The sequence below is a fragment of the Hydrogenophaga crassostreae genome (genome assembly GCF_001761385.1).
GTDB lineage: Bacteria > Pseudomonadota > Gammaproteobacteria > Burkholderiales > Burkholderiaceae_C > Hydrogenophaga > Hydrogenophaga crassostreae.
Genome location: NZ_CP017476.1, coordinates 2,898,084 through 2,917,682, shown reverse-complemented (window position 1 = coordinate 2,917,682; position 19,599 = coordinate 2,898,084). Strand labels below are relative to the sequence as shown.

General features: G+C 57.9%; 19 protein-coding genes and 1 pseudogene. 16 read left to right on the top strand and 4 right to left on the bottom strand.

Annotated elements, in window-relative coordinates:
* Positions 1 to 110: 110 nt before the first annotated feature.
* Positions 111 to 1,817, bottom strand: a complete 1,707-nt coding sequence (gene ilvD / locus LPB072_RS13375; protein ID WP_066090643.1) for a dihydroxy-acid dehydratase — start codon at positions 1,815 to 1,817, stop codon at positions 111 to 113.
* Positions 1,818 to 1,940: 123 nt separating this feature from the next.
* Here ilvD and LPB072_RS13370 point away from each other — a divergent pair, with 123 nt between their 5' ends.
* The 3 genes and pseudogenes from LPB072_RS13370 (at position 1,941) to LPB072_RS13360 (ending at position 4,454) form a co-directional block, all read left to right on the top strand.
* Positions 1,941 to 2,861, top strand: a complete 921-nt coding sequence (locus LPB072_RS13370; protein ID WP_197508826.1) for a LysR family transcriptional regulator — start codon at positions 1,941 to 1,943, stop codon at positions 2,859 to 2,861.
* Between the two features lie 5 nt (positions 2,862 to 2,866).
* Positions 2,867 to 3,681, top strand: a pseudogene (gene lgt, locus LPB072_RS13365) (prolipoprotein diacylglyceryl transferase).
* A gap of 8 nt (positions 3,682 to 3,689) precedes the next feature.
* Complete coding sequence (locus LPB072_RS13360; RefSeq protein ID WP_066091005.1) at positions 3,690 to 4,454, top strand: enoyl-CoA hydratase/isomerase family protein; 765 nt, start codon at positions 3,690 to 3,692, stop codon at positions 4,452 to 4,454.
* A 91-nt stretch (positions 4,455 to 4,545) separates the two neighbouring features.
* Here the strand turns inward: LPB072_RS13360 and LPB072_RS13355 are convergent, their stop codons facing one another.
* Positions 4,546 to 4,989 carry a universal stress protein gene (locus LPB072_RS13355; RefSeq protein WP_066090637.1) on the bottom strand — a complete coding sequence of 148 codons (444 nt, stop codon included), beginning with the start codon at positions 4,987 to 4,989 and terminating at the stop codon, positions 4,546 to 4,548.
* A 112-nt stretch (positions 4,990 to 5,101) separates the two neighbouring features.
* Between LPB072_RS13355 and LPB072_RS13350 the strand changes: the two genes are divergently transcribed.
* From LPB072_RS13350 to LPB072_RS13310, 9 genes are all read left to right on the top strand, one after another.
* Positions 5,102 to 7,498: a heavy metal translocating P-type ATPase gene (locus LPB072_RS13350; protein ID WP_082876952.1), complete on the top strand. Its 2,397-nt coding sequence runs from the start codon at positions 5,102 to 5,104 to the stop codon at positions 7,496 to 7,498.
* Between the two features lie 37 nt (positions 7,499 to 7,535).
* Entirely contained in the window at positions 7,536 to 7,673 is a 138-nt protein-coding gene (gene ccoS, locus LPB072_RS13345; RefSeq protein WP_066090633.1) for a cbb3-type cytochrome oxidase assembly protein CcoS, read from the top strand.
* A 68-nt stretch (positions 7,674 to 7,741) separates the two neighbouring features.
* Positions 7,742 to 9,187 carry a cytochrome-c oxidase, cbb3-type subunit I gene (gene ccoN, locus LPB072_RS13340; protein WP_066090630.1) on the top strand — a complete coding sequence of 482 codons (1,446 nt, stop codon included), beginning with the start codon at positions 7,742 to 7,744 and terminating at the stop codon, positions 9,185 to 9,187.
* 11 nt (positions 9,188 to 9,198) lie between these two features.
* The gene (gene ccoO / locus LPB072_RS13335; RefSeq protein WP_082876930.1) at positions 9,199 to 9,888 is read left to right on the top strand and encodes a cytochrome-c oxidase, cbb3-type subunit II; all 690 of its coding nucleotides are present in this window, start codon (positions 9,199 to 9,201) and stop codon (positions 9,886 to 9,888) included.
* 11 nt (positions 9,889 to 9,899) lie between these two features.
* Positions 9,900 to 10,037, top strand: coding sequence for a cbb3-type cytochrome oxidase subunit 3 (locus LPB072_RS13330; RefSeq protein ID WP_066090627.1), 138 nt, complete (start codon positions 9,900 to 9,902; stop codon positions 10,035 to 10,037).
* A gap of 27 nt (positions 10,038 to 10,064) precedes the next feature.
* Positions 10,065 to 10,979 carry a cytochrome-c oxidase, cbb3-type subunit III gene (gene ccoP / locus LPB072_RS13325; RefSeq protein ID WP_066090624.1) on the top strand — a complete coding sequence of 305 codons (915 nt, stop codon included), beginning with the start codon at positions 10,065 to 10,067 and terminating at the stop codon, positions 10,977 to 10,979.
* A 147-nt stretch (positions 10,980 to 11,126) separates the two neighbouring features.
* On the top strand, positions 11,127 to 12,500 hold the full coding sequence (ccoG, locus tag LPB072_RS13320) for a cytochrome c oxidase accessory protein CcoG (RefSeq protein ID WP_066090999.1): 1,374 nt from the start codon (positions 11,127 to 11,129) through the stop codon (positions 12,498 to 12,500).
* A 31-nt stretch (positions 12,501 to 12,531) separates the two neighbouring features.
* Positions 12,532 to 12,819, top strand: coding sequence for a FixH family protein (locus LPB072_RS13315; RefSeq protein WP_066090621.1), 288 nt, complete (start codon positions 12,532 to 12,534; stop codon positions 12,817 to 12,819).
* A gap of 46 nt (positions 12,820 to 12,865) precedes the next feature.
* Entirely contained in the window at positions 12,866 to 13,159 is a 294-nt protein-coding gene (locus LPB072_RS13310) for a hypothetical protein (protein WP_066090618.1), read from the top strand.
* A 76-nt stretch (positions 13,160 to 13,235) separates the two neighbouring features.
* Here the strand turns inward: LPB072_RS13310 and fnr are convergent, their stop codons facing one another.
* On the bottom strand, positions 13,236 to 13,955 hold the full coding sequence (gene fnr, locus LPB072_RS13305; protein WP_066090615.1) for a fumarate/nitrate reduction transcriptional regulator Fnr: 720 nt from the start codon (positions 13,953 to 13,955) through the stop codon (positions 13,236 to 13,238).
* 136 nt (positions 13,956 to 14,091) lie between these two features.
* Between fnr and hemN the strand changes: the two genes are divergently transcribed.
* Positions 14,092 to 15,513, top strand: coding sequence for an oxygen-independent coproporphyrinogen III oxidase (gene hemN, locus LPB072_RS13300; RefSeq protein ID WP_066090611.1), 1,422 nt, complete (start codon positions 14,092 to 14,094; stop codon positions 15,511 to 15,513).
* 59 nt (positions 15,514 to 15,572) lie between these two features.
* Entirely contained in the window at positions 15,573 to 16,244 is a 672-nt protein-coding gene (locus LPB072_RS13295; protein WP_066090608.1) for a sulfite exporter TauE/SafE family protein, read from the top strand.
* Between the two features lie 12 nt (positions 16,245 to 16,256).
* Here LPB072_RS13295 and LPB072_RS13290 read toward each other — a convergent pair whose 3' ends face one another.
* Entirely contained in the window at positions 16,257 to 17,210 is a 954-nt protein-coding gene (locus tag LPB072_RS13290) for a DMT family transporter (protein WP_066090605.1), read from the bottom strand.
* 323 nt (positions 17,211 to 17,533) lie between these two features.
* On the opposite strand from LPB072_RS13290, the gene aceA reads away from it, so the two are divergent.
* Positions 17,534 to 18,865, top strand: a complete 1,332-nt coding sequence (aceA, locus tag LPB072_RS13285) for an isocitrate lyase (protein ID WP_066090996.1) — start codon at positions 17,534 to 17,536, stop codon at positions 18,863 to 18,865.
* A 206-nt stretch (positions 18,866 to 19,071) separates the two neighbouring features.
* The gene (locus LPB072_RS13280; RefSeq protein ID WP_066090602.1) at positions 19,072 to 19,458 is read left to right on the top strand and encodes a DUF4189 domain-containing protein; all 387 of its coding nucleotides are present in this window, start codon (positions 19,072 to 19,074) and stop codon (positions 19,456 to 19,458) included.
* Positions 19,459 to 19,599: the final 141 nt, after the last annotated feature.

Genomic DNA, 19,599 nt, shown 5'->3' with positions numbered 1-19,599 from the left:
AGGCTTGTCCGCGCAATGGTTGCATTCTTTCTTTGTTGCAACCTGCTCACATCAGTGGAATGGTGTGAGCAGGCTCCAAAAAGCTCTTACGAATGCTCTTCGCGTCGCACTCAGTAGTTGTCGAGCACCGCGCCTTTGCTGGCGCTTGATGCGTTGAAGGCAAACTTGGCCTGCACGCCACGCGTGTAGCGCGGTTGTGGGGCGATCCAAGCGGCTCGGCGTTGGGCGATTTCTTCTTCTGAAACCAGCAACTCCAGCTTGAGTTGACGTGCGTCGATAGTGATGGTGTCACCCTCGTGCACGAAAGCAATTGTTCCACCAGCAGCGGCTTCGGGCGCCACGTGGCCCACCACCATGCCCCAGGTGCCGCCTGAGAACCGTCCGTCGGTGATCAACCCCACACTTTCCCCAAGCCCTGCTCCGATCAGTGCGCCAGTGGGGGCCAGCATTTCTGGCATTCCAGGTCCGCCTTTGGGTCCGAGGTAACGCAGGACCATCACGTCGCCAGCCACAATCTTGCCGTCCAGGATGGCTTTGAGCGCCGATTGCTCGTCGTCGAAAACCCGAGCTGGGCCAGTGATCACAGGGTTCTTCAGGCCCGTGATTTTGGCCACGCAGCCCTCTGGGCTCAGGTTGCCTTTGAGAATGGCGAGGTGGCCCTGGGCATACATTGGCTTGTCGATCGAGCGAATCACATCTTGATCCGCAGCGGGCACATCGGGCACATTTTTCAGAACCTCGGCCATGGTCTGCCCGGTGATGGTCAGGCAGTCGCCATGCAGCAAACCGGCGTTGAGCAACACCTTCATGACCTGCGGGATGCCTCCGGCCTTGTGCAAATCGACGGCAAGGTATTTGCCGCTGGGCTTGAGGTCACACAGCACCGGCGTTTTCACGCGAACGCGCTCGAAATCGTCGATCGTCCATTCCACGCCTGCCGCGTGTGCGATGGCCAGAAAGTGCAATACCGCGTTGGTCGAGCCGCCTGTGGCCATGATCACGGCGACCGCGTTCTCGATTGATTTGCGGGTCACGATGTCGCGAGGCTTGATGTCTTTTCGAATGGCTTCAATCAGAACCTTGGCCGATTCTTTGGCCGAGTTCAGCTTCTCATCATGAGGATTGGCCATGGTGGACGAATAAGGCAGCGAGATACCCAAGGCCTCAAACGCTGAACTCATGGTGTTGGCGGTGTACATGCCACCGCAGGATCCGGTGCCAGGGATGGCGCGTTTCTCGATCTCCAGCAGGTCTTCATCGCTCAAATTGCCGGCGGCGTTTTGGCCAACGGCCTCAAACACACTGACGATGTTGAGGTCTTGACCCTTGTAGCGGCCTGGCAAGATGGTGCCGCCATACACATAGATGGCTGGCACGTTGGCACGAAGCATGCCCATCAAGCCTCCGGGCATGTTTTTGTCACACCCACCGATCACGACCACGCCGTCCATCCATTGGCCTTGAACGCAGGTTTCCACGCAGTCTGAAATGACCTCACGCGAAACCAGCGAGTACTTCATGCCTTCGGTCCCCATGGCCATGCCGTCGGATATGGTTGGCGTGCCAAAAACCTGGGCATTGCCCCCGGCCTCCTCAATGGCAGCGATGGCGGCATCGGCCAGTTTTTGCAAGCCGGAGTTGCATGGCGTGATGGTGCTGTGGCCGTTGGCCACACCCACCATGGGTTTGACGAAATCGCCCGCCTCATAGCCCATGGCGTAGTACATGGACCGGTTGGGCGCGCGCGACTTTCCCTCGGTGATGTTTTTGCTGCGTTGATTCATGGGGGTGATGGGAATGATTTTGTTGTCGGCCATAGAGGTCTCGCAGGTTAGATGGAGGTAGAGCGCGGCTTGGCCGCAGGATGCGTCTGCTGAGTATGCGCCGCTCGATAAATTCTTTCCAATATATTTGTCTCGATCCATTAATATGATTGACACATGAAATATGAATTGCAAACACAGTCCATCGAATGGCGCGTGTGGCGCCAGTTTGTGGCCGTGGCCGATTGTTTGCACTTTGGGCGTGCAGCCGAGCAGCTGCATATGACCCAGCCGCCGTTGACGCAAGCCATTGCGGGCCTTGAGCGCACTTTGGGTGTGCGCTTGTTTGACCGCACCAAGCGCCGCGTGCAGCTCACCGCGGCGGGAGCAGGGCTGCTGCCGGCGGTGCGCGAGGTTTTGACGAGGGCTGCGGGCTTGCCGGCTTTGGCGCAGGCAGCTGCGTCCGGGGAGCTCGGACGCTTGCGTTTGGCTTTTGTCTCGACGGTGGGTTTTGATCTTCTGCCGCAGTGGGTACGGGTGTTTCGAGAGCAGTGGCCGCAAGTGGCCCTTGAGTTGATCGAAGCGACGGGGGATGTGCAGATGCAGCTCTTGGCCGAAGACCAAATCGATGCAGGTTTCATATTGCACGCACCGGGGTTTGCTCCTCCAGGCTTGAGCCATTGGGTCATTTCTTCGGAACCCATGATGGTGGCGCTGCCAGAAGCCCATCCCTTGGCACAATTTCAAAGTCTGCGCGTGCGCGACGTGCTGGACGAGCCCTTGGTGATGTTTCCCAGGCGGATTTTGCCCTCCGTATACGACGCGGTGTTCGGGCTGTACCACCTCGGTGGGCGTTCGCCGTTGGTGGCTCAGGAAGCTATCCAGATGCAGACCATCGTCAATCTGGTGTCAGCAGGGCTGGGGTTGGCCTGGGTGCCGCACAGTGTGCGCCAGTTTCAGCGTCCGGGCGTCGTGTACCGGCCGCTGGATGTGAGTCGGGGCTTGCCCGTTCCCTCCTGTGAAACCAGCTTGGTGTGGCGCGAGGGCGGTGAGGTGCCCACGCTGTCGCGTTTGATCGAGTTTGCCCGGGCACAATAGACCCTATGCTGATTCACCCTCAAATCGATCCCATCGCCCTCCAGTTGGGCCCATTGGCTATCCACTGGTATGGCCTGACGTACCTTGCGGCGTTTGGCTTGTTCGTATGGCTGGGCGGCAGGCGTCTGAGCCACGAGCCTTTTGCCTCAGTCAAATTGCCCCAGCCCTGGGCGCGGCGCGACGTTGAAGACATCTTGTTTCTCGGTGTTCTGGGGGTGGTTTTGGGCGGCCGTATTGGCTACTGCCTGTTTTACAAGCCAGCGTATTACCTGAGCCATCCGCTGGAGGTTTTCTTTGTATGGCAAGGCGGCATGAGTTTTCATGGAGGTTTGCTGGGTGTGATGGTGGCGATGGTTTGGTACGCGCGTTCTCGTGGCCGGCCGTTCCTTGAGGTGATGGACTTTTTGGCGCCTTGTGTGCCCACTGGCCTGGCCGCCGGACGCATGGGCAATTTCATCAACGGCGAGTTGTGGGGTCGCGTCGCCGACCCTTCGTTGCCTTGGGGCATGGTGTTTCGTGGCGCTGGTGATTTGCCGCGCCACCCGTCCCAGATCTACCAGTTTCTACTTGAGGGGATGCTGCTGTTTGCCCTCTTGTGGCTGTATGCGCGTAAACCGCGCGCCCGCGGTCAGGTGGCGGCCATGTTTGTCCTGGGTTACGGCGTGTTCCGGTTCATTGCCGAGTTCTTCCGCCAACCTGATGACCACCTGGGCCTGCTGGCTTTGGGAATGAGCATGGGCCAATGGCTCTGCGTGCCGATGATTGTGGGGGGCTGGGTCTCTGGATGTGGTTTGGCCGCAAGGCAGTAACCGACAAATGAGCGGCGGCATGGATCGGGTGACGCTGCGGGACGAGGGCGCCGTCGCTCATGTGGTTGTGTCCCACCCTGGCAAGTTCAATGCAATGTCACGGGCGATGTGGCATGAACTGAAAGTGGTTTTCCAGGACCTGAATCAGCGAGCCGGTTTGCGTTGCGTCATCGTTGCCGGTGAAGGAGGGCACTTCTGTGCCGGAGGGGATATCGCCGAGTACCCCGGCTTCCGGTTTGATGAAGCTGCTTTGCGTGAATTTCACGAGATCAACGTTTGGGGAGGCCTGCAGGCTGTGCTGGATTGTCCGGTGCCGGTGATTGCGCAGATTGAAGGCAATTGCATGGGTGCGGGTGTGGAAATCGCCAGCTGTTGCGACTTGCGCGTGGCGGGTCGCAGCGCCCGGTTTGGTGCGCCAATCGCACGCCTCGGGTTTCCGATGGCACCGCGCGAGGCGCAGTTGGTGATGCGCGAAGCAGGCACCTCGGTGGCCCGAGCCATGTTGCTGGAAGCGGCGGTCTTCGATGCCGAGCAAATGCTCAATCGGGGGTTTCTGAATGCGGTGGTGGCTGATATTGACGTGCAAAACGATGCAGGTCAGCGCGCTGCCCGCGTAGCCTTGCTGGCACCCCGTGCCGCCCGTCTGAACAAGCAAACCATTCGATCTTTGCTGGCACAAGGCGCGAGTGAACAGCTGCTTGGGAACGCCTATGCCTATGCCGACTCGGCCGAACACCGGGAAGGCATTTCGGCGTTTTTGGCGAAAAGACCGCCCGTTTTCTGATTGTTTCGCCGAATGTGGGCGACGACCAGGGCGTTCGCGGGCAAAAGTCTCCCGGGTGCCCTCACCAGGCACCACCTTTGCCCGGAGGCAATCATCGCAAGACCAGAACCGGGATGTGCGAATGCGTCAGTACCTGCTGGGTTTCGCTGCCCAGGAGCAAGCGCTTGAGCCCTCTGCGACCGTGAGAGGCCATGACGATCAGGTCGCATTTGTTGCGTTTCGCAGCTGCGATGACCGCTTCGGCGATGAGGTCTGATTTCACCGTGATCGGCTTGACTTTGACTTCGCGCAGTTGGCCAGCCGATTTGACAGCGGTGACCGTCGCCATGGCTTCATCGTGCCATTGCTTTTCAATGCGAGCTATTTCGTTTGCCGCCAACGCCACGCCGCCTTCAAAGTAGGTTTGCGGATAGCGGGGAACCACTTTAAGTGCCACCACTTCGGCGCCAGTGATGTCGGCCAGGTTGATGGCGTGGTCTACTGCCATTTTCGAAAGCTTGGAACCATCGGTTGCCACGAGAATTCGCTTGTACATGGTTATTGCTCCTTGGAAGGGTTGGTTGCTTGAGAATAGGTTACCAAACCCCACCCGTGCACAGTTGATTTAAATCAAGCGGATGAAACCCTTGCTGAATTACCCTCAATCCATGAACGAGGCCGTCGCTGCGCCCCCTGTTGGGCGCCTGTTGGGAGATCTTTCACCTGATCCCGCGACGGATACCGGGTTGTTCGGTGCGCACCGTGGACCGCTTACGGTGACGGACAACTTCGCCGTATTGGACGATCCGGTCGAGCAGCGGGACTTCACCGAATACGCCGAAGTGGATGGTTTGCCATTGGCCGAGTCGGTGTTGATGGTGCAAGGGATGTACTGCGCTGCCTGTGCCGATACGGTGGAGTGTGCACTGCAGGACCTGCCAGGCGTGAAAAGTGCACAAGTGCATGCGGCAACGCGGCGCCTGACGGTCCGATGGGACCCGGCAGTCACACGCATTTCCAGTCTGGCGCAGGTGGTTGGTGAAACCGGCTACCGCCTGCTGCCGATGCAGCAGGCCCTTTCAATCAGTGAGCGTTTGCGGGAAACCCGGCGTGCGCTCTGGCGCTTGTTCGTGGCAGGTTTCTGCGCGATGCAAGTCATGATGTATGCCCTGCCAGCGTATGTCACCGAGCCTGGCGAAATTCCTGCCGACATCAATCAGTTGCTTCGCTGGGCGAGCTGGCTGCTCAGTTTGCCTGTGGTGTTTTTTGCTTCGGGACCCTTTTTCCAAAGCGCCTGGCGCGATTTGAAGCATGGCCGGGTGGGCATGGACACACCCGTTTCCATCGGCATTCTTGTCAGCTTTCTTGTGAGCTCTGCGGTCGTTCTTGACCCCACCGGGCCCTGGGGGCATGAAGTCTGGTTTGATTCGTTGACCATGTTCGTGTTCTTTTTGCTGGGTGGCCGGTACCTGGAGCTCAAGGCGCGTGACCGCACGGCGGGTGCGCTCGACAGCCTGATGAACCGTTTGCCCGAGGTGTGCGAACGGCGCAAGCCCGATGGCGTTTTTGAGCCTGTATCCGCAAGGCGATTGGTTGTAGGCGATGTGGTACGGGTCCATGCTGGGCAGGCATTTCCAGCCGATGGCGAGGTATTGAGCACCACTGCGACAGTGGATGAAGCTTTGCTCACGGGTGAGTCCCATCCAGTCACCCGCAAGCAGGGTGAGTCGGTTGTGGCGGGCAGCTTCAATCTGGCGGGTCCGGTGGAGATGGGTGTGCAGCGCCTGGGTCGAGACACACGATTCGGTCAAATCGTTTCTTTGATGGAAAAAGCCAGTACTGAAAAGCCACGTCTGGCGGTGCTGGCCGACCGGATCGCTGCGCCGTTTCTCGTGTTGGTTTTGCTGGGTGCGGCGGTGGCGGGTTGGTACTGGTGGCAAATTGACCACACCAAGGCCCTCGCGGTGGCTGTGGCCGTGCTGATCGTGACCTGCCCCTGCGCCTTGTCTTTGGCGACGCCCGCAGCGATGCTCACCTCGGCTGGCGCGCTGGCTCGCCGCGGCATTCTGGTCAGACGCCTGCAGGCCATGGAAACCCTTTCGCGGATCAATGCCGTGGTGTTTGACAAAACGGGTACCTTGACACACGACCGTCTCTCGCTGGGCAAGGTGTGGTTGCGCGATGGGGTGCCGCGGGAAGCTGCGCTGGGTCAGGCCGCTGCGCTTGCGCAAGTCTCGCTCCACCCCGTGTCGCGAGCGCTGGCGGCTGCCGGCGGTGAGTTGCCTTCAAGGGCTGGTGGGTTGCTTGCTTTTGCCGAAGTGAATGAAGTGGCGGGGCAAGGGCTTCGCGGCGAACTGCCAGATGGACGCTGGCTCAAGCTGGGATCGGCCGCATTTTGCGGCGTTGAGCGCAACGACACTGACGGACAGGCTGCGCCACATGCCTATCTGGCGGACAACGAAGGCTGGGCTGCCACTTTCGAATTGAGTGAGGGCGTGCGAGAGGATGCCCGGGAAGCCGTTCAGGCCTTGAGAGCGCTTGGCCTGGAAACCTGGTTGCTCTCGGGCGATCGGGACGCCGCTGCGTTGTGGGTGGGCCGGGCGGTAGGCGTGGATCATGTGATTGCCGAGGCTTCGCCTGAGAGAAAACTGGCCGAGGTGATGGCATTGCAAGCCAGGGGCGTGCGTCTGGCGATGGTCGGTGATGGGCTGAACGATGGCCCGGTTCTTGCGCGAGCGGATACATCCTTTGCCTTGGGCCATGCGGCCCCGTTGGCTCAAGCGCAGTCTGACTGCGTGATTCAGGGTGGGCGGGTGATGGACGTGGCCCACACCATTGTTCAGGCGCGCGCGACGATGCGCATCGTCAAACAAAACCTGATGTGGGCCGCCCTTTACAACGCAGTGAGCATTCCGATGGCCCTCGTGGGCTGGATGCCTCCCTGGTTGGCCGGCTTGGGTATGGCGGGCAGCTCACTTCTGGTGATCGTCAATGCGCTTCGCCTGGCGTCGAAAGGGCCAGAAGCAGCGGTTCATACACGTGAGAGTATGGTTTCAGTGGCGTAACATCGCCACGCAACAGAGTTTTGTTTGAGGATTTCAAGTGGATATTCTTTATTTGCTCATTCCCGTTTCGGTTTTGCTGGTATTCGGGATCATCGGTGTCTTCTGGTGGGCATTGCAAGCGGGTCAGTTTGACAACATTGAGCGCGAAGGTGAGCGCATTCTTCGGGGCGATTGACTTAAGTCAAGGCGATTGGCGGGGGCAGTGACCACACTCCCTTTAGTGACATTTATGAGGAGTTCTGTATGTCCGTGACAGCAAAGACCAGCCGGGCGGCGGTCTATAACGATAAAGTGGTCAGGCAATTTGCCATCATGACCGTGATCTGGGGTGTGGTCGGCATGTTGGTGGGCGTGATCATCGCTTCCCAACTGGCCTGGCCTGAGCTCACACAGGGCATTGAATGGCTGTCTTATGGCCGTCTCCGTCCGTTGCACACCAGCGCGGTGGTTTTCGCTTTTGGTGGTTCAGGCCTGATCGCCACGAGCTACTACGTGGTTCAGCGGACCTGCCAGACGCGCCTGATCTCCGACAAGCTCGCGGCCTTCACCTTCTGGGGCTGGAACCTGATTATCGTCTTGGTGGTGATCACCTATCCCATGGGACTGACCCAGAGCCGTGAATACGCCGAAATGATCTGGCCTATTGACTTGCTGATTGCAGTGGTTTGGGTTGCCTACGCCATCGTGTTCTTCGGCACGGTCGGTATCCGCAAGGTTCGCCACATCTACGTGGCCAACTGGTTCTACGGTGCCTTCATCATTGCAGTGGCCTTGCTGCACATTTTCAACAACATCCAGTTGCCTACCAGCCTGACACACTCGTACTCGGCCTATGCCGGTGTGCAAGATGCGATGGTGCAATGGTGGTACGGCCACAATGCGGTGGGTTTCTTTCTCACGGCGGGGTTCCTGGGCATGATGTATTACTTCATCCCCAAGCAGGCCGAGCGCCCTGTTTACTCCTATCGCCTGTCGATCGTTCACTTCTGGGCGCTGATCTTCACCTACATGTGGGCTGGCCCGCACCACCTGCACTACACCGCTTTGCCCGACTGGACACAGTCCATCGGCATGGTGTTCTCCCTCATCCTGTTGGCGCCCAGCTGGGGCGGCATGATCAACGGCATCATGACCTTGTCGGGCGCATGGCACAAATTGCGCGATGACCCCATCCTGCGCTTCCTGATCGTGTCGCTGTCGTTCTACGGCATGTCCACTTTCGAAGGCCCGATGATGTCGATCAAGACCGTCAACGCGCTGTCGCACTACACCGACTGGACCGTGGGCCACGTGCACTCCGGCGCCCTCGGCTGGGTGGGCCTGGTGACCATGGGTTCCATGTACTACCTGATACCCCGTCTGTTCGGTCAGAAGAAGATGTATTCGGTGCCTGCCATTGAAATTCACTTCTGGGTGGCCACCATCGGTATCGTGTTGTACATCGCTTCGATGTGGATTGCCGGTGTGATGCAGGGTCTGATGTGGCGCTCGGTCAACCCCGATGGCAGCTTGACCTACACCTTTGTGGAATCCGTGAAAGCAACGTTCCCCTTCTATGTGATTCGTTTGCTGGGTGGTTTCCTGTACTTGGGCGGTATGTGCATCATGTTGTGGAACGTGATCAAGACAGCTGCCCAGGGCCGTATTGAAGACGTGCGGATCCCTGCCCTGAATCCTGCTCACGCTTGAGGACAACAAAAATGGCAAACCAAGCAAAACCCAAGGGTTTCACGCACGAGCGTATTGAAACCAACAACTTTCTGATGATTGTGCTGATCACCCTGGTGGTCGCCGTCGGAGGACTGGTGGAAATCGTTCCCCTGTTCTTCCAGAAGTCCACCACCCAACCACTGGAAGGCGTGAAGCCCTACGGCGCCCTGGAGTTGGCCGGGCGCGATGTCTATATCAGCGAAGGTTGCTACAACTGCCATTCGCAGATGATTCGGCCATTCCAGGCCGAAACCCTGCGCTATGGCCCGTATTCGGTGGCTGGAGAGTTCGTTTATGACCGCCCGTTTCAATGGGGTTCCAAGCGCACCGGCCCTGATCTGGCGCGCGTGGGTGGCCGTTACAGCGATGAATGGCACCGCATTCACCTGAACAACCCCCGTGACCTGGTGCCCGAGTCCAACATGCCCGCCTATTCATGGCTCGACAAGAAGATGGTGAATGCCGAGGAGCTGCCTGGCCGTATGAGTGCCCTTCGCACGCTGGGCCACCCCTACACCGATGAAGAAATTGCCGGTTCGGTCGAGCTTGTCAAAGGCAAGACTGAGCTGGATGCGGTGGTCGCCTACCTTCAGGTGCTCGGTACCGCTCGTTCGGCTGCCACGTTGGCTGCAGCATCCGAGAAGGCTGCAACCCCCGCGGTTGAAGCCAAAACCCAATAAGGAGTTGACCCATGGATATCAACGATCTGCGCAGCGCGGTGACTGTCGTCAGCTTGCTGACCTTCCTGGGCATCGTAGCCTGGGCTTGGTCCCGCAGCAAAAAAGCCGACTTTGAAGAGGCAGCCCAGTTGCCGTTTCAAGACGAATAACAAACCGGCACGAACGAGAGAAACAACATGAGCGACTTTACGAGCGAATTCTGGAACATCTACGTTGCCGGATTGACGATTTTGAGCATCATTGCCTGCCTGGTTCTGCTCTGGATCAGCGGCACGACCAAAGTCAATCCCGCCGCGGACAACACCACAGGTCACGTTTGGGATGGCGACCTGCGCGAAATGAACAACCCCTTGCCCCGCTGGTGGGTGTACCTGTTCGTCATCACCGTGATTTTTGCTTTCCTATACGGTGCGCTGTACCCCACCTTTGGCAAATACAAAGGCTTGCTGGGTTGGACCTCCACCGGACAACACGCTGCCGAAGTTCAAAAGGTCGAAGCGGCTATTGCGCCGATCTATGCCAAGTTCGACGGCATGTCGCCCGAGCAGGTCGCCGGCAACGCCCAGGCAATGGCCATTGGCGAACGCCTGTTCATGAACTACTGTGCCCAGTGCCATGGCTCAGATGCACGCGGTGCGAAGAGCTTCCCGAACCTCACCGATGGTGATTGGCTCGGAGGCAGCGACCACGCGTACATCAAGAACACCATTGCACAAGGTCGCACCGGTGTGATGCCTCCGATGGCTGCCGCTGTGGGTGGCCCTGAAGATGTCCGCAATGTTGCAAACTATGTTTTGAGCCTCTCCGGTAGCCCTCACGACAGCGTGCGCGCTTCGCAAGGCAAGGTAAAGTTCGCAGCTTGTGCTGCTTGCCATGGCCAGGATGGCAAAGGCATGCAGGCCATTGGCGCTCCCAACCTGACCGATGGCGTGTGGTTGCATGGCTGGGGTGAAGAGGCGATTATCAAAGCGGTCAACAATGGCTACAACAACGCCATGCCCGCACAGGCCGCATTGTTGAATGAGGCACAGATCAATGTTCTGGCGTCTTATGTCTGGGGCATGTCAAACAAGCCTGCTGCTGCCAACTGAAGTTTTCTGAGGCCCTTCGGGGCCTCGTTTTGTTAAGTCAGGGATATCGTGAGCTCCACTACGCCAGACGCTGCCAGCAGCCCTCTTGCGACGGTCAGCAACACACCCAGCGACACGCCAAAGGGCATTCCGCCCGATGACGAAGTGATGGTGTCGCTGTATGCGTCAAGCAAGAAAATCTATCCACGAGCCGTCAAGGGCCTGTTTTCGAACTGGCGCTGGATCACGGTCTGGATCACCCAGATCGTTTTCTACGGACTTCCCTGGTTTGAGTGGAATGCGCGACAGGCGATCCTTTTCGATCTGGAGGCCCGGCGCTTCTTCATATTTGGACTGGTTCTCTATCCGCAGGACTTCATTTACCTGACCGGGTTGCTGGTCATTTCAGCTTTGGCGCTTTTCCTGTTCACGGCTGTGGCGGGACGTTTATGGTGTGGCTACGCGTGCCCACAAACCGTTTACACAGAAATCTTTCTCTGGATTGAGAAGAAGGTTGAAGGCGACCGCTCAGCCCGCATGCGTCTGGACAATGCGCCTTTCTCAGCGCTGAAGCTGGGGAAAAAGTGGCTCAAGCATGGTCTGTGGGTTTTGTTTGCCTTGTGGACAGGTTTTACTTTTGTCGGCTATTTCACGCCGATCCGTGAACTGGCCGCATTGTCCTTGGCTGCGTCCCTGGGCCCCTGGCAAATATTCTGGGTGTTTTTTTACGGCTTTGCCACCTACGGTAATGCTGGATTCATGCGTGAGCAGGTGTGCAAATACATGTGCCCGTATGCCCGCTTCCAGAGCGCGATGTTTGACAAGGACACGATGATCGTCACGTATGACGAAAAGCGCGGCGAACCAAGAGGTCCGCGGTCAAAAAAGGCCGACCCCAAAGCGCTCAATTTGGGCTCCTGTGTGGATTGCACCCTTTGCGTACAGGTTTGTCCCACAGGTATTGATATACGCAATGGCCTTCAATATGAGTGCATTGGATGCGGCGCCTGTATCGATGTGTGTGATGACGTGATGGCCAAGGTGGGTTATCCCAAGGGCCTGATCAAGTACTCGACGCAAAACGGCATAGCCAATGGCTGGTCCACCGCACAAATGGTCAAGCGCGGCCTGCGCCCCCGTGTGCTGGTGTACACGGGTATCTTGATGGCGATCACCACGGCGGTGATGGTGAGCCTGTATTTGCGCACACCCTTGAAGGTCGACGTCATCCGTGACCGTGGCGCGCTGGCCCGCATGGTGGAGCAGGGCCGTATCGAAAACGTGTTCCGTCTGCAGGTGATGAATGCCACAGAGTCGCCTCAAACCTACGCCATCTCTGTGAGTGGGTTGCCTGGTATCGAGATCGCTTCGGAAGCCGAGATCACGGTTTTGCCTACGGAAGTGCGCTCAGCTGTTTTGAGGGTGCAGATTCCTCCCAACTCTTCTGAGACCGGTTCGCATACCATTCATTTCGATATCCATTCGATGGGTGATGATGTCGCCCAGGTCTCTGAAAAGGCCGCCTTCCTGGTTCCCCGCTGATTCGACATCACATATTTTTCTGGAGAACTTCATGACACCAAGCCCTACCGACCCCGTGCCGCCTATTGCCTGGTGGCGCGTGCCTCAAATGTGGCTGGTGGTTGGTGGTCCGGCCGTGGTGGTGGTGGCGGCCCTTGTGACCGCTGTGATCGCTGTGAAGTACCAGGACCCGGTTCTGGACAAGGCAAAGTACGAACATGACTTGAAGGCAGCGCAGGCACTGGAGGGCAAGGCTCGCGAAGCGGCATTGTTCAACTTGATGCCTGCTTCCCAGGCCCGCAACCATGCCACCACCCAGGTTGCACCCGTCGAGAAATAAGGCTGCAGGGTAGAGCCCATTTGACTGAAGTCGAGGAGATCGAACCATGAAGGCACGGCGATGGATGTGGATCGTATGGCCAGCATTTTTGATGGCAGCGGTGCTGGAAATGCTGGTATTTGCGTTTGTTGACCCAAGCGAAATGCATTGGCAGGGGCATAGCCTGGGTTTGTCGCGTGAGGCGATTTATACGCTGACGTTTTTTGTGTTTTGGGGGGCGACCGTGGTCTCGAGTGCCCTGACCACCCTGTTGTCGATGTCGCCCTTTGAAGTCAACCGCTGCCCCTTGCCTGCGGCCGAGCGGCCACGCGATTGTGCACAGGGCGGCGACTGCTGCTGAACGTCGCATCGCGAATCAAAAAAAGGGCCCCAGGGGAAAACCCCCAGGGCCCTCTTTTTATGTCGCTTGAGGTCGCTCACCCGCAGGTCTGCGGGTTCACAATGCGGCGCAGGCCGTCGGTGTCCTTGATGTGCACATAGCGCTGTTTGACATCAATGATGCCATCTTCGACGAACTTGGAGAAAGTACGGCTCACCGTCTCAAGCTTCATGCCCAGATAGCTGCCAATTTCTTCGCGGGTCATGCGCAGAATGAGTTCGGATTGCGAGAAGCCGCGCGCATGCAAGCGTTGCACGAGATTCAGCAAGAAAGCTGCGAGGCGCTCTTCGGCTCGCATGCTGCCCAGCAGAAGCATGACGCTGTGGTCTCGCACAATTTCGCGGCTCATGATTTTGTGCACGTGGTGCTGCAAGGTGGTGAATTCGCGCGACAGCTCTTCGATCTGATCAAAAGGCATCACGCAAACCTCCGCATCTTCTAGGGCTACCGCATCGCAGGAGTGGAGGTCGTTCACGATGCCGTCCATCCCAAGAATTTCTCCCGTCATCTGAAAGCCCGTTACTTGATCACGGCCATCGGCCGTGGTCACGCAGGTTTTGAAGAAGCCGGATCGCACGGCATACAACGAGGTGAACTTCTCCCCTGTGCTGAACAAAGCCGTGCCGCGTTTGATGCGGCGGCGCGAAGAGATGACGTTGTCCATCTTGTCCATTTCCTCAACATTGAGACCCATGGGCAGGCACAACTCCCTAAGGTTGCAGCTTGAACAGGCGACTTTGATGCTTTGAGCGTCCATATTTACCTCGATTTATCCTTGTCAAGCTTAACGCATGGACCAGGGCAGCGTCGTGAAATGCCCATAAACAGCGGACTATTTGGCAATGTGCTTGTAAGCCAGATCGAAGCTTGATGAAGATCAATGGGTGAAGCACATGGCTGGTGCACATTCGGCTCTCAGTAGAGGAGAACAGTCTGTGAGTCATGCCATTCCCGATGAACTGCTTAAGCGGTTCGATATTCCCGGTCCCCGATATACCTCTTACCCCACGGCCGATCGCTTTGTGGAGGCCTTTGGTGAGTCTGATTACATTCAGGCCCTGGAGCAACGCCGTGCCGGTTCGATGGCACTACCGCTCAGCTTGTATGTGCACATACCGTTTTGCGAGTCGGTGTGTTACTACTGCGCCTGCAATAAGGTCATTACCAAACACCATGATCGTGCAGCCGAGTATCTGCGCTACCTCGGACGCGAAGTGGAGCTTCAGGTTCAGCACTTTGGCAAGGGCCACAACGTATCCCAGTTGCACCTTGGCGGTGGCACCCCCACTTTCCTCTCCGATGAGGAGCTGGAAGATCTGATGACGATGATCAGGCGCAATTTCACTTTGGTACCGGGGGGGGAGTATTCGATAGAAGTGGATCCGCGCACTGTGACCGATCAGCGCCTGCAAAGCTTGGCTCGCATGGGCTTCAATCGTTTGAGCTTTGGCGTGCAGGATTTCGATCCAGCGGTGCAAAAAGCGGTGCACCGTGTGCAGCCGGCCGAGCAAGTGTTCTCGTTGGTTGAAGCAGCACGGAAAATTGGATTTGAATCGGTCAACGTCGATTTGATCTATGGATTGCCGCTGCAAACCCCGGAATCATTTGCGCGCACCCTGAAGCAGGTTAATGAGCTGCGCCCCGACCGCATTGCCCTGTACGCGTACGCGCACCTGCCCACCCGCTTCAAGCCCCAGCGCCGCATCGTTTCGGCCGAACTTCCAAGCGGGAGCGACAAACTGTCGATGTTGTCGGCGTCTCTTGATGCCTTGATGGATGCCGGGTATGTGTATGTGGGCATGGATCACTTTGCGCTGCCCACCGATGCATTGGCCGTAGCCAAACGACAGGGTCGCCTGCATCGCAACTTTCAGGGCTACAGCACGCAGCCTGACTGTGATTTGATTGCTCTGGGCGTCTCGGCAATTGGCCGCATAGGCGCCACCTACAGTCAAAACGCCAAAACGCTCGACGAGTACTACGACGCGCTGAACCAGGGGCGCCTGCCGATTGTTCGCGGAATGGCGTTGACGCGAGACGACTTGCTTCGCCGGGCCGTGATCATGTCCATCATGTGTCAAGGCGCACTGGACTATGAGTCCATCGAGTTGGGGCACCTGATCGATTTCAAGAAGTACTTTGCCCGCGAACTCGAGGTGCTTGAGGATATGCAGGCCCATGGACTGGTCAAACTGCATGACAAGAGCGTTGGGGTTACGGCCACTGGTTGGTATCTTGTGCGGGCAATTGCCATGGTGTTTGACAAAAACCTGCAAGTTGATCTCGACCGCGCGCGATTCTCAAAAATTATTTGAGCAAAGCTCGGGGTAGGGGTATGGGGGCAAGTCAGTTGCTGTCTTGGTAGAGTGCGCGCATGCAAACTTCGATGGCCGTGACGGCTTTGTTTATGGGCTTGGTGGGTGGCCCACACTGCGTGGCCATGTGTGGTGCTGCTTGCGCCGGTATCAGCCGTGCCGCTGGCGAGCGCAGTACCCGGGCGCTGTGGTCATTTCAGTTCAGCCGAATGGTGGGGTATGCCTTGTTTGGCGCGTTTGCGGCCGGGTCGGTGCAGGGCCTCGCGCTGTTGGGCACCAATACCATTGCCATTCGCCCGCTCTGGAGCATGTTTCATGCGGCGGCCTTTGTTTTGGGCCTGGTCTTGCTATGGCAGGCAAGGCAACCCGCCTGGATTGAAACGCTGGGGCAAGGCGTGTGGCGAAAAGCGCGCCCGGTTCTGAGCAAACTGGGCGCCAAGGCGCCATTCATTTTGGGCGTGGCTTGGGCGCTTATGCCCTGTGGCCTGTTGTATTCGGCTTTGTTGGTGGCATCGTTGTCGGCCAATGCGCTGGAAGGCGCCGGCATCATGGCGTTGTTTTCCATTGGCACCTCGGTCTCGCTGACGGCCGGGCCATGGCTTTTGTTGCGCTTGCGAGGCGGGGAATCAGGCTCGTGGGCCATTCGACTGGCCGGCCTGGCGTTGGCCGTCACTTCAGGTTGGGCCTTGTGGATGGGTGTCACGAACCCAACAGGTTTGTTCTGCCTCTGACGTTGACTCTTTTCACTCCAAGCGAGTCACTTGCTTCTTGCGTGCGGGCAGGGTGGCCAACACGAGCCCAAAAAGCGCGATGCCAAATGCCAACAACTGCATGGGGGAGAGGTGTTCACCCATAAAGAGCACGCCAATGGCTGCGGCGCTCAATGGCAGCATGACCGTGAACACACCCGCACGCGACGCGGGTACCGTTTTGAGGCCGGTCATCCACAGCCAGACCGTCCACATGCTGGCCGCCAAGCCATAGAACACCAACAAGACCCAGATGCTGGGTTGTACGGTTGAAAAGTCGAACTGCCACGCTGCCCAAAGGCCCATGGGGGTGACCAGCGCAAAACCCCAAAGGTTGATGATGGCTGAGATGCGCTTTGGGCCCAGCCCAACGGTGAGCAACTTGCCTATCACCACATAGGAGGCCTCGCACACCACTGCAGCGAAAACGAGCACATTTCCCCAAATGGAAAGTGGAACGCCCATAAAGGCAACTTCGGCATTCGCTTGCCCGGCTCCCTCGGGTTTTTGCAGCGAGAACAAACCAATACCGATGGCGGCACAGGCAATGGCAGCAGCGGTGCGTCCGTCGATCTGTTCTTTCAGAAAAACCCGGCTGAGAACGGCCACCACGGCCGGGATAGCAGACATCACCACGCCTGCGGCCACGGCGGTGGTGAGGCTCACGCCAAACAGCATGCAAATGGAGAATAAAAAGTTGCCGAGGAAAGACTCGAGAAAGAGCAGGGCGCGGGTGCGCGGGCTCATGCTGGGCTCATTGGCTGGCTTGCGCAGCCAGCGCCACATCGCCAATCCGCCAATGCCAAACCGCAGCCAGGCAAGCAGGAACACTGGAAAGACCAAGACCAGCGGCTTGGACAGCGCCACATAACTCCCGACCAGAGACATGCTGAGGGCGAGACAGGCATAGGCTTGCCAGGGTTTGGCAGAGAAAGCGGTTTGAGGCATGGGTGCGGATCATGCCTGATCCGGTGCGCCCCCTTTTCTCCAGGGCAAATGAGCTCTATTTCACAATAGACTTCACAATTTCGCTATATGAAATCATGATTTGCTGCGCTGCAAGAAATTTTCTCAATGCGAGAAACCTACTTTCATATTGCGGAAATTCGTCGTCAGAGTGTTGATAACAAACAAGAAAAAAACTTGTCTTATATAAGACATAAGAGAATGTTCAAGTCTTATATAAGACTACAATGGGGTCATCGGCACAACGCTTGCATGTTTCAAGCCGCAGCCGCCCCGTTTCCTTCAACTTCATGGAGAGTTCAAAAATGCCCCAATCCCTCAACGAACAACTGAGCCGTCAACAGCAGATCGACGCCCTCGAAAAAGACTGGGCCACGAACCCACGCTGGAAAGGTGTGAAGCGCGGCTACACCGCCGCTGATGTTGTGCGCCTGCGCGGCAGCATGAACATCGAGCACACGCTGGCCAAGCGCGGTGCTGAAAAGCTCTGGGACAAGATCAACGGCAGCGCCAAAAAAGGCTATGTGAATGCCTTCGGTGCCATCTCCGCTGGCCAGGCCATGCAGCAAGCCAAGGCAGGCCTGGAAGCCGTGTACCTGTCGGGCTGGCAAGTGGCTGCCGACGGCAACACCTCCGAGACCATGTACCCCGACCAGTCGCTGTACGCCTACGACTCGGTGCCCACCATGGTGCGCCGCATCAACAACACGTTCAAGCGCGCTGACGAAATCCAGTGGGGCCGTGGCGTAGAGCCAGGTTCGAAAGAGTTCATCGACTACTTCCTGCCCATCGTGGCCGACGCGGAAGCCGGTTTTGGTGGTGTGCTCAACGCTTTCGAGCTGATGAAGAACATGATCTCGGCAGGTGCTGCCGGCGTTCACTTCGAAGACCAGTTGGCGGCGGTGAAGAAGTGCGGTCACATGGGCGGCAAGGTCTTGGTGCCTACACGCGAAGCCTGCGAGAAACTGATCTCTGCGCGTTTCGCGGCCGACGTCATGGGTGTGTCCACCATTGTGCTGGCCCGCACCGATGCGGAAGCCGCCAACCTGATCACCAGCGATCACGATGCCAACGACAAGCCTTTCCTGACCGGCGAGCGCACGCCAGAAGGCTTCTACCGCGTCAAGAACGGCCTGGAGCAGTCGATCAGCCGTGGCGTCGCCTACGCTCCCTACGCCGACCTGGTGTGGTGCGAGACCGGGGTGCCAGACATTGGCTTTGCCCGCGAATTCGCTCAGGCTGTGCACGCCGCTTGCCCGGGCAAGTTGCTCAGCTACAACTGCTCGCCTTCGTTCAACTGGAAAAAGAACCTCAACGACAAACAGATCGCTTCCTTCCAGGAAGATCTGTCTGCGCTGGGCTACAAGTTCCAGTTCATCACGCTGGCCGGTATCCACATCAACTGGTTCAACACCTTCAAGTTCGCCCATGCCTACGCCAACGGCGAAGGCATGAAGCACTACACCGAAATGGTGCAAGAGCCTGAATTCGCTGCTCGCGAGCAAGGCTACACCTTCGTGTCGCACCAGCAAGAAGTGGGTGCAGGTTACTTCGACGATGTGACCACCGTGATCCAGGGCGGCTCGTCCAGCGTGAAGGCGCTGACCGGTTCGACCGAAGAAGAGCAGTTCCACTGATTGAGCGGCGGGCCCGGAGGCCCGCTTGCTGCTGTTGCAAAGACCCGGCCAGCTCCTGCAAGCGGTCGGGTCTTCTGCCTTTTGCTTCGCGCCTTGTCGTCAATTACATACAGGCAGCGTCCGCAAGGGGCGGGGCAGCGCATTGATGTGTGACAATTTGGCGATTACCTTTTGGTTCCATCGTTTTGACATTTGGAGGATTTCCCATGCTGGCTACTTGGAAACTGGCGATTGCGATCGCGATCACATCAACTTTGGTGGCTTGTGGTGGTGGCGGTGCAAGCTCTACACCCCGTGGTGCGATTGCTGTGAATCCGTCGAGCGGTTTTGGTGCAATATCGACTTTTTATACCTCGCAGCCAGAAGCCAACAGCGATGCGGTTGCCGCCTGCGGTTCTGTCAACTGTGTGGTGGCGCTTGAGTTCACCGGTGCTGGCGAATGCGGTTCAATTGCCTGGAGTCGTGACTCCATATGGGGCGTAGGCAGTGCTGGTTCCAAAGAACAGGCGGACAAAATTGCCGTGGCCCAATGCGTCGCAAATGGCGGCAGCGCATGCTTCGTCGCCAGTTGGTTGCGCGATCAATGTAACTGACGGGCTGTGCGCGTACCTGTAAGGCTGTGCAATTGGCCAGGGTCTGGGTGCAGTGTGTCAGCAATTCCCAAAATATGGGAAAATGACGGGTCAGTCATTCTCCTGATGAGGCACGTATGAGAGAAACACAGTCGCGAACTC

Coding starts and splice junctions, on each gene's coding strand:
- ilvD (WP_066090643.1), bottom strand. CDS start 1,817: ATGGCCGACAACAAAATCATTCCCATCACCCCCATGAATCAACGCAGC.
- LPB072_RS13370 (WP_197508826.1), top strand. CDS start 1,941: ATGAAATATGAATTGCAAACACAGTCCATCGAATGGCGCGTGTGGCGC.
- LPB072_RS13360 (WP_066091005.1), top strand. CDS start 3,690: ATGGATCGGGTGACGCTGCGGGACGAGGGCGCCGTCGCTCATGTGGTT.
- LPB072_RS13355 (WP_066090637.1), bottom strand. CDS start 4,989: ATGTACAAGCGAATTCTCGTGGCAACCGATGGTTCCAAGCTTTCGAAA.
- LPB072_RS13350 (WP_082876952.1), top strand. CDS start 5,102: ATGAACGAGGCCGTCGCTGCGCCCCCTGTTGGGCGCCTGTTGGGAGAT.
- ccoN (WP_066090630.1), top strand. CDS start 7,742: ATGTCCGTGACAGCAAAGACCAGCCGGGCGGCGGTCTATAACGATAAA.
- ccoO (WP_082876930.1), top strand. CDS start 9,199: ATGGCAAACCAAGCAAAACCCAAGGGTTTCACGCACGAGCGTATTGAA.
- LPB072_RS13330 (WP_066090627.1), top strand. CDS start 9,900: ATGGATATCAACGATCTGCGCAGCGCGGTGACTGTCGTCAGCTTGCTG.
- ccoP (WP_066090624.1), top strand. CDS start 10,065: ATGAGCGACTTTACGAGCGAATTCTGGAACATCTACGTTGCCGGATTG.
- ccoG (WP_066090999.1), top strand. CDS start 11,127: ATGGTGTCGCTGTATGCGTCAAGCAAGAAAATCTATCCACGAGCCGTC.
- LPB072_RS13315 (WP_066090621.1), top strand. CDS start 12,532: ATGACACCAAGCCCTACCGACCCCGTGCCGCCTATTGCCTGGTGGCGC.
- LPB072_RS13310 (WP_066090618.1), top strand. CDS start 12,866: ATGAAGGCACGGCGATGGATGTGGATCGTATGGCCAGCATTTTTGATG.
- fnr (WP_066090615.1), bottom strand. CDS start 13,955: ATGGACGCTCAAAGCATCAAAGTCGCCTGTTCAAGCTGCAACCTTAGG.
- hemN (WP_066090611.1), top strand. CDS start 14,092: ATGGCTGGTGCACATTCGGCTCTCAGTAGAGGAGAACAGTCTGTGAGT.
- LPB072_RS13295 (WP_066090608.1), top strand. CDS start 15,573: ATGCAAACTTCGATGGCCGTGACGGCTTTGTTTATGGGCTTGGTGGGT.
- LPB072_RS13290 (WP_066090605.1), bottom strand. CDS start 17,210: ATGCCTCAAACCGCTTTCTCTGCCAAACCCTGGCAAGCCTATGCCTGT.
- aceA (WP_066090996.1), top strand. CDS start 17,534: ATGCCCCAATCCCTCAACGAACAACTGAGCCGTCAACAGCAGATCGAC.
- LPB072_RS13280 (WP_066090602.1), top strand. CDS start 19,072: ATGCTGGCTACTTGGAAACTGGCGATTGCGATCGCGATCACATCAACT.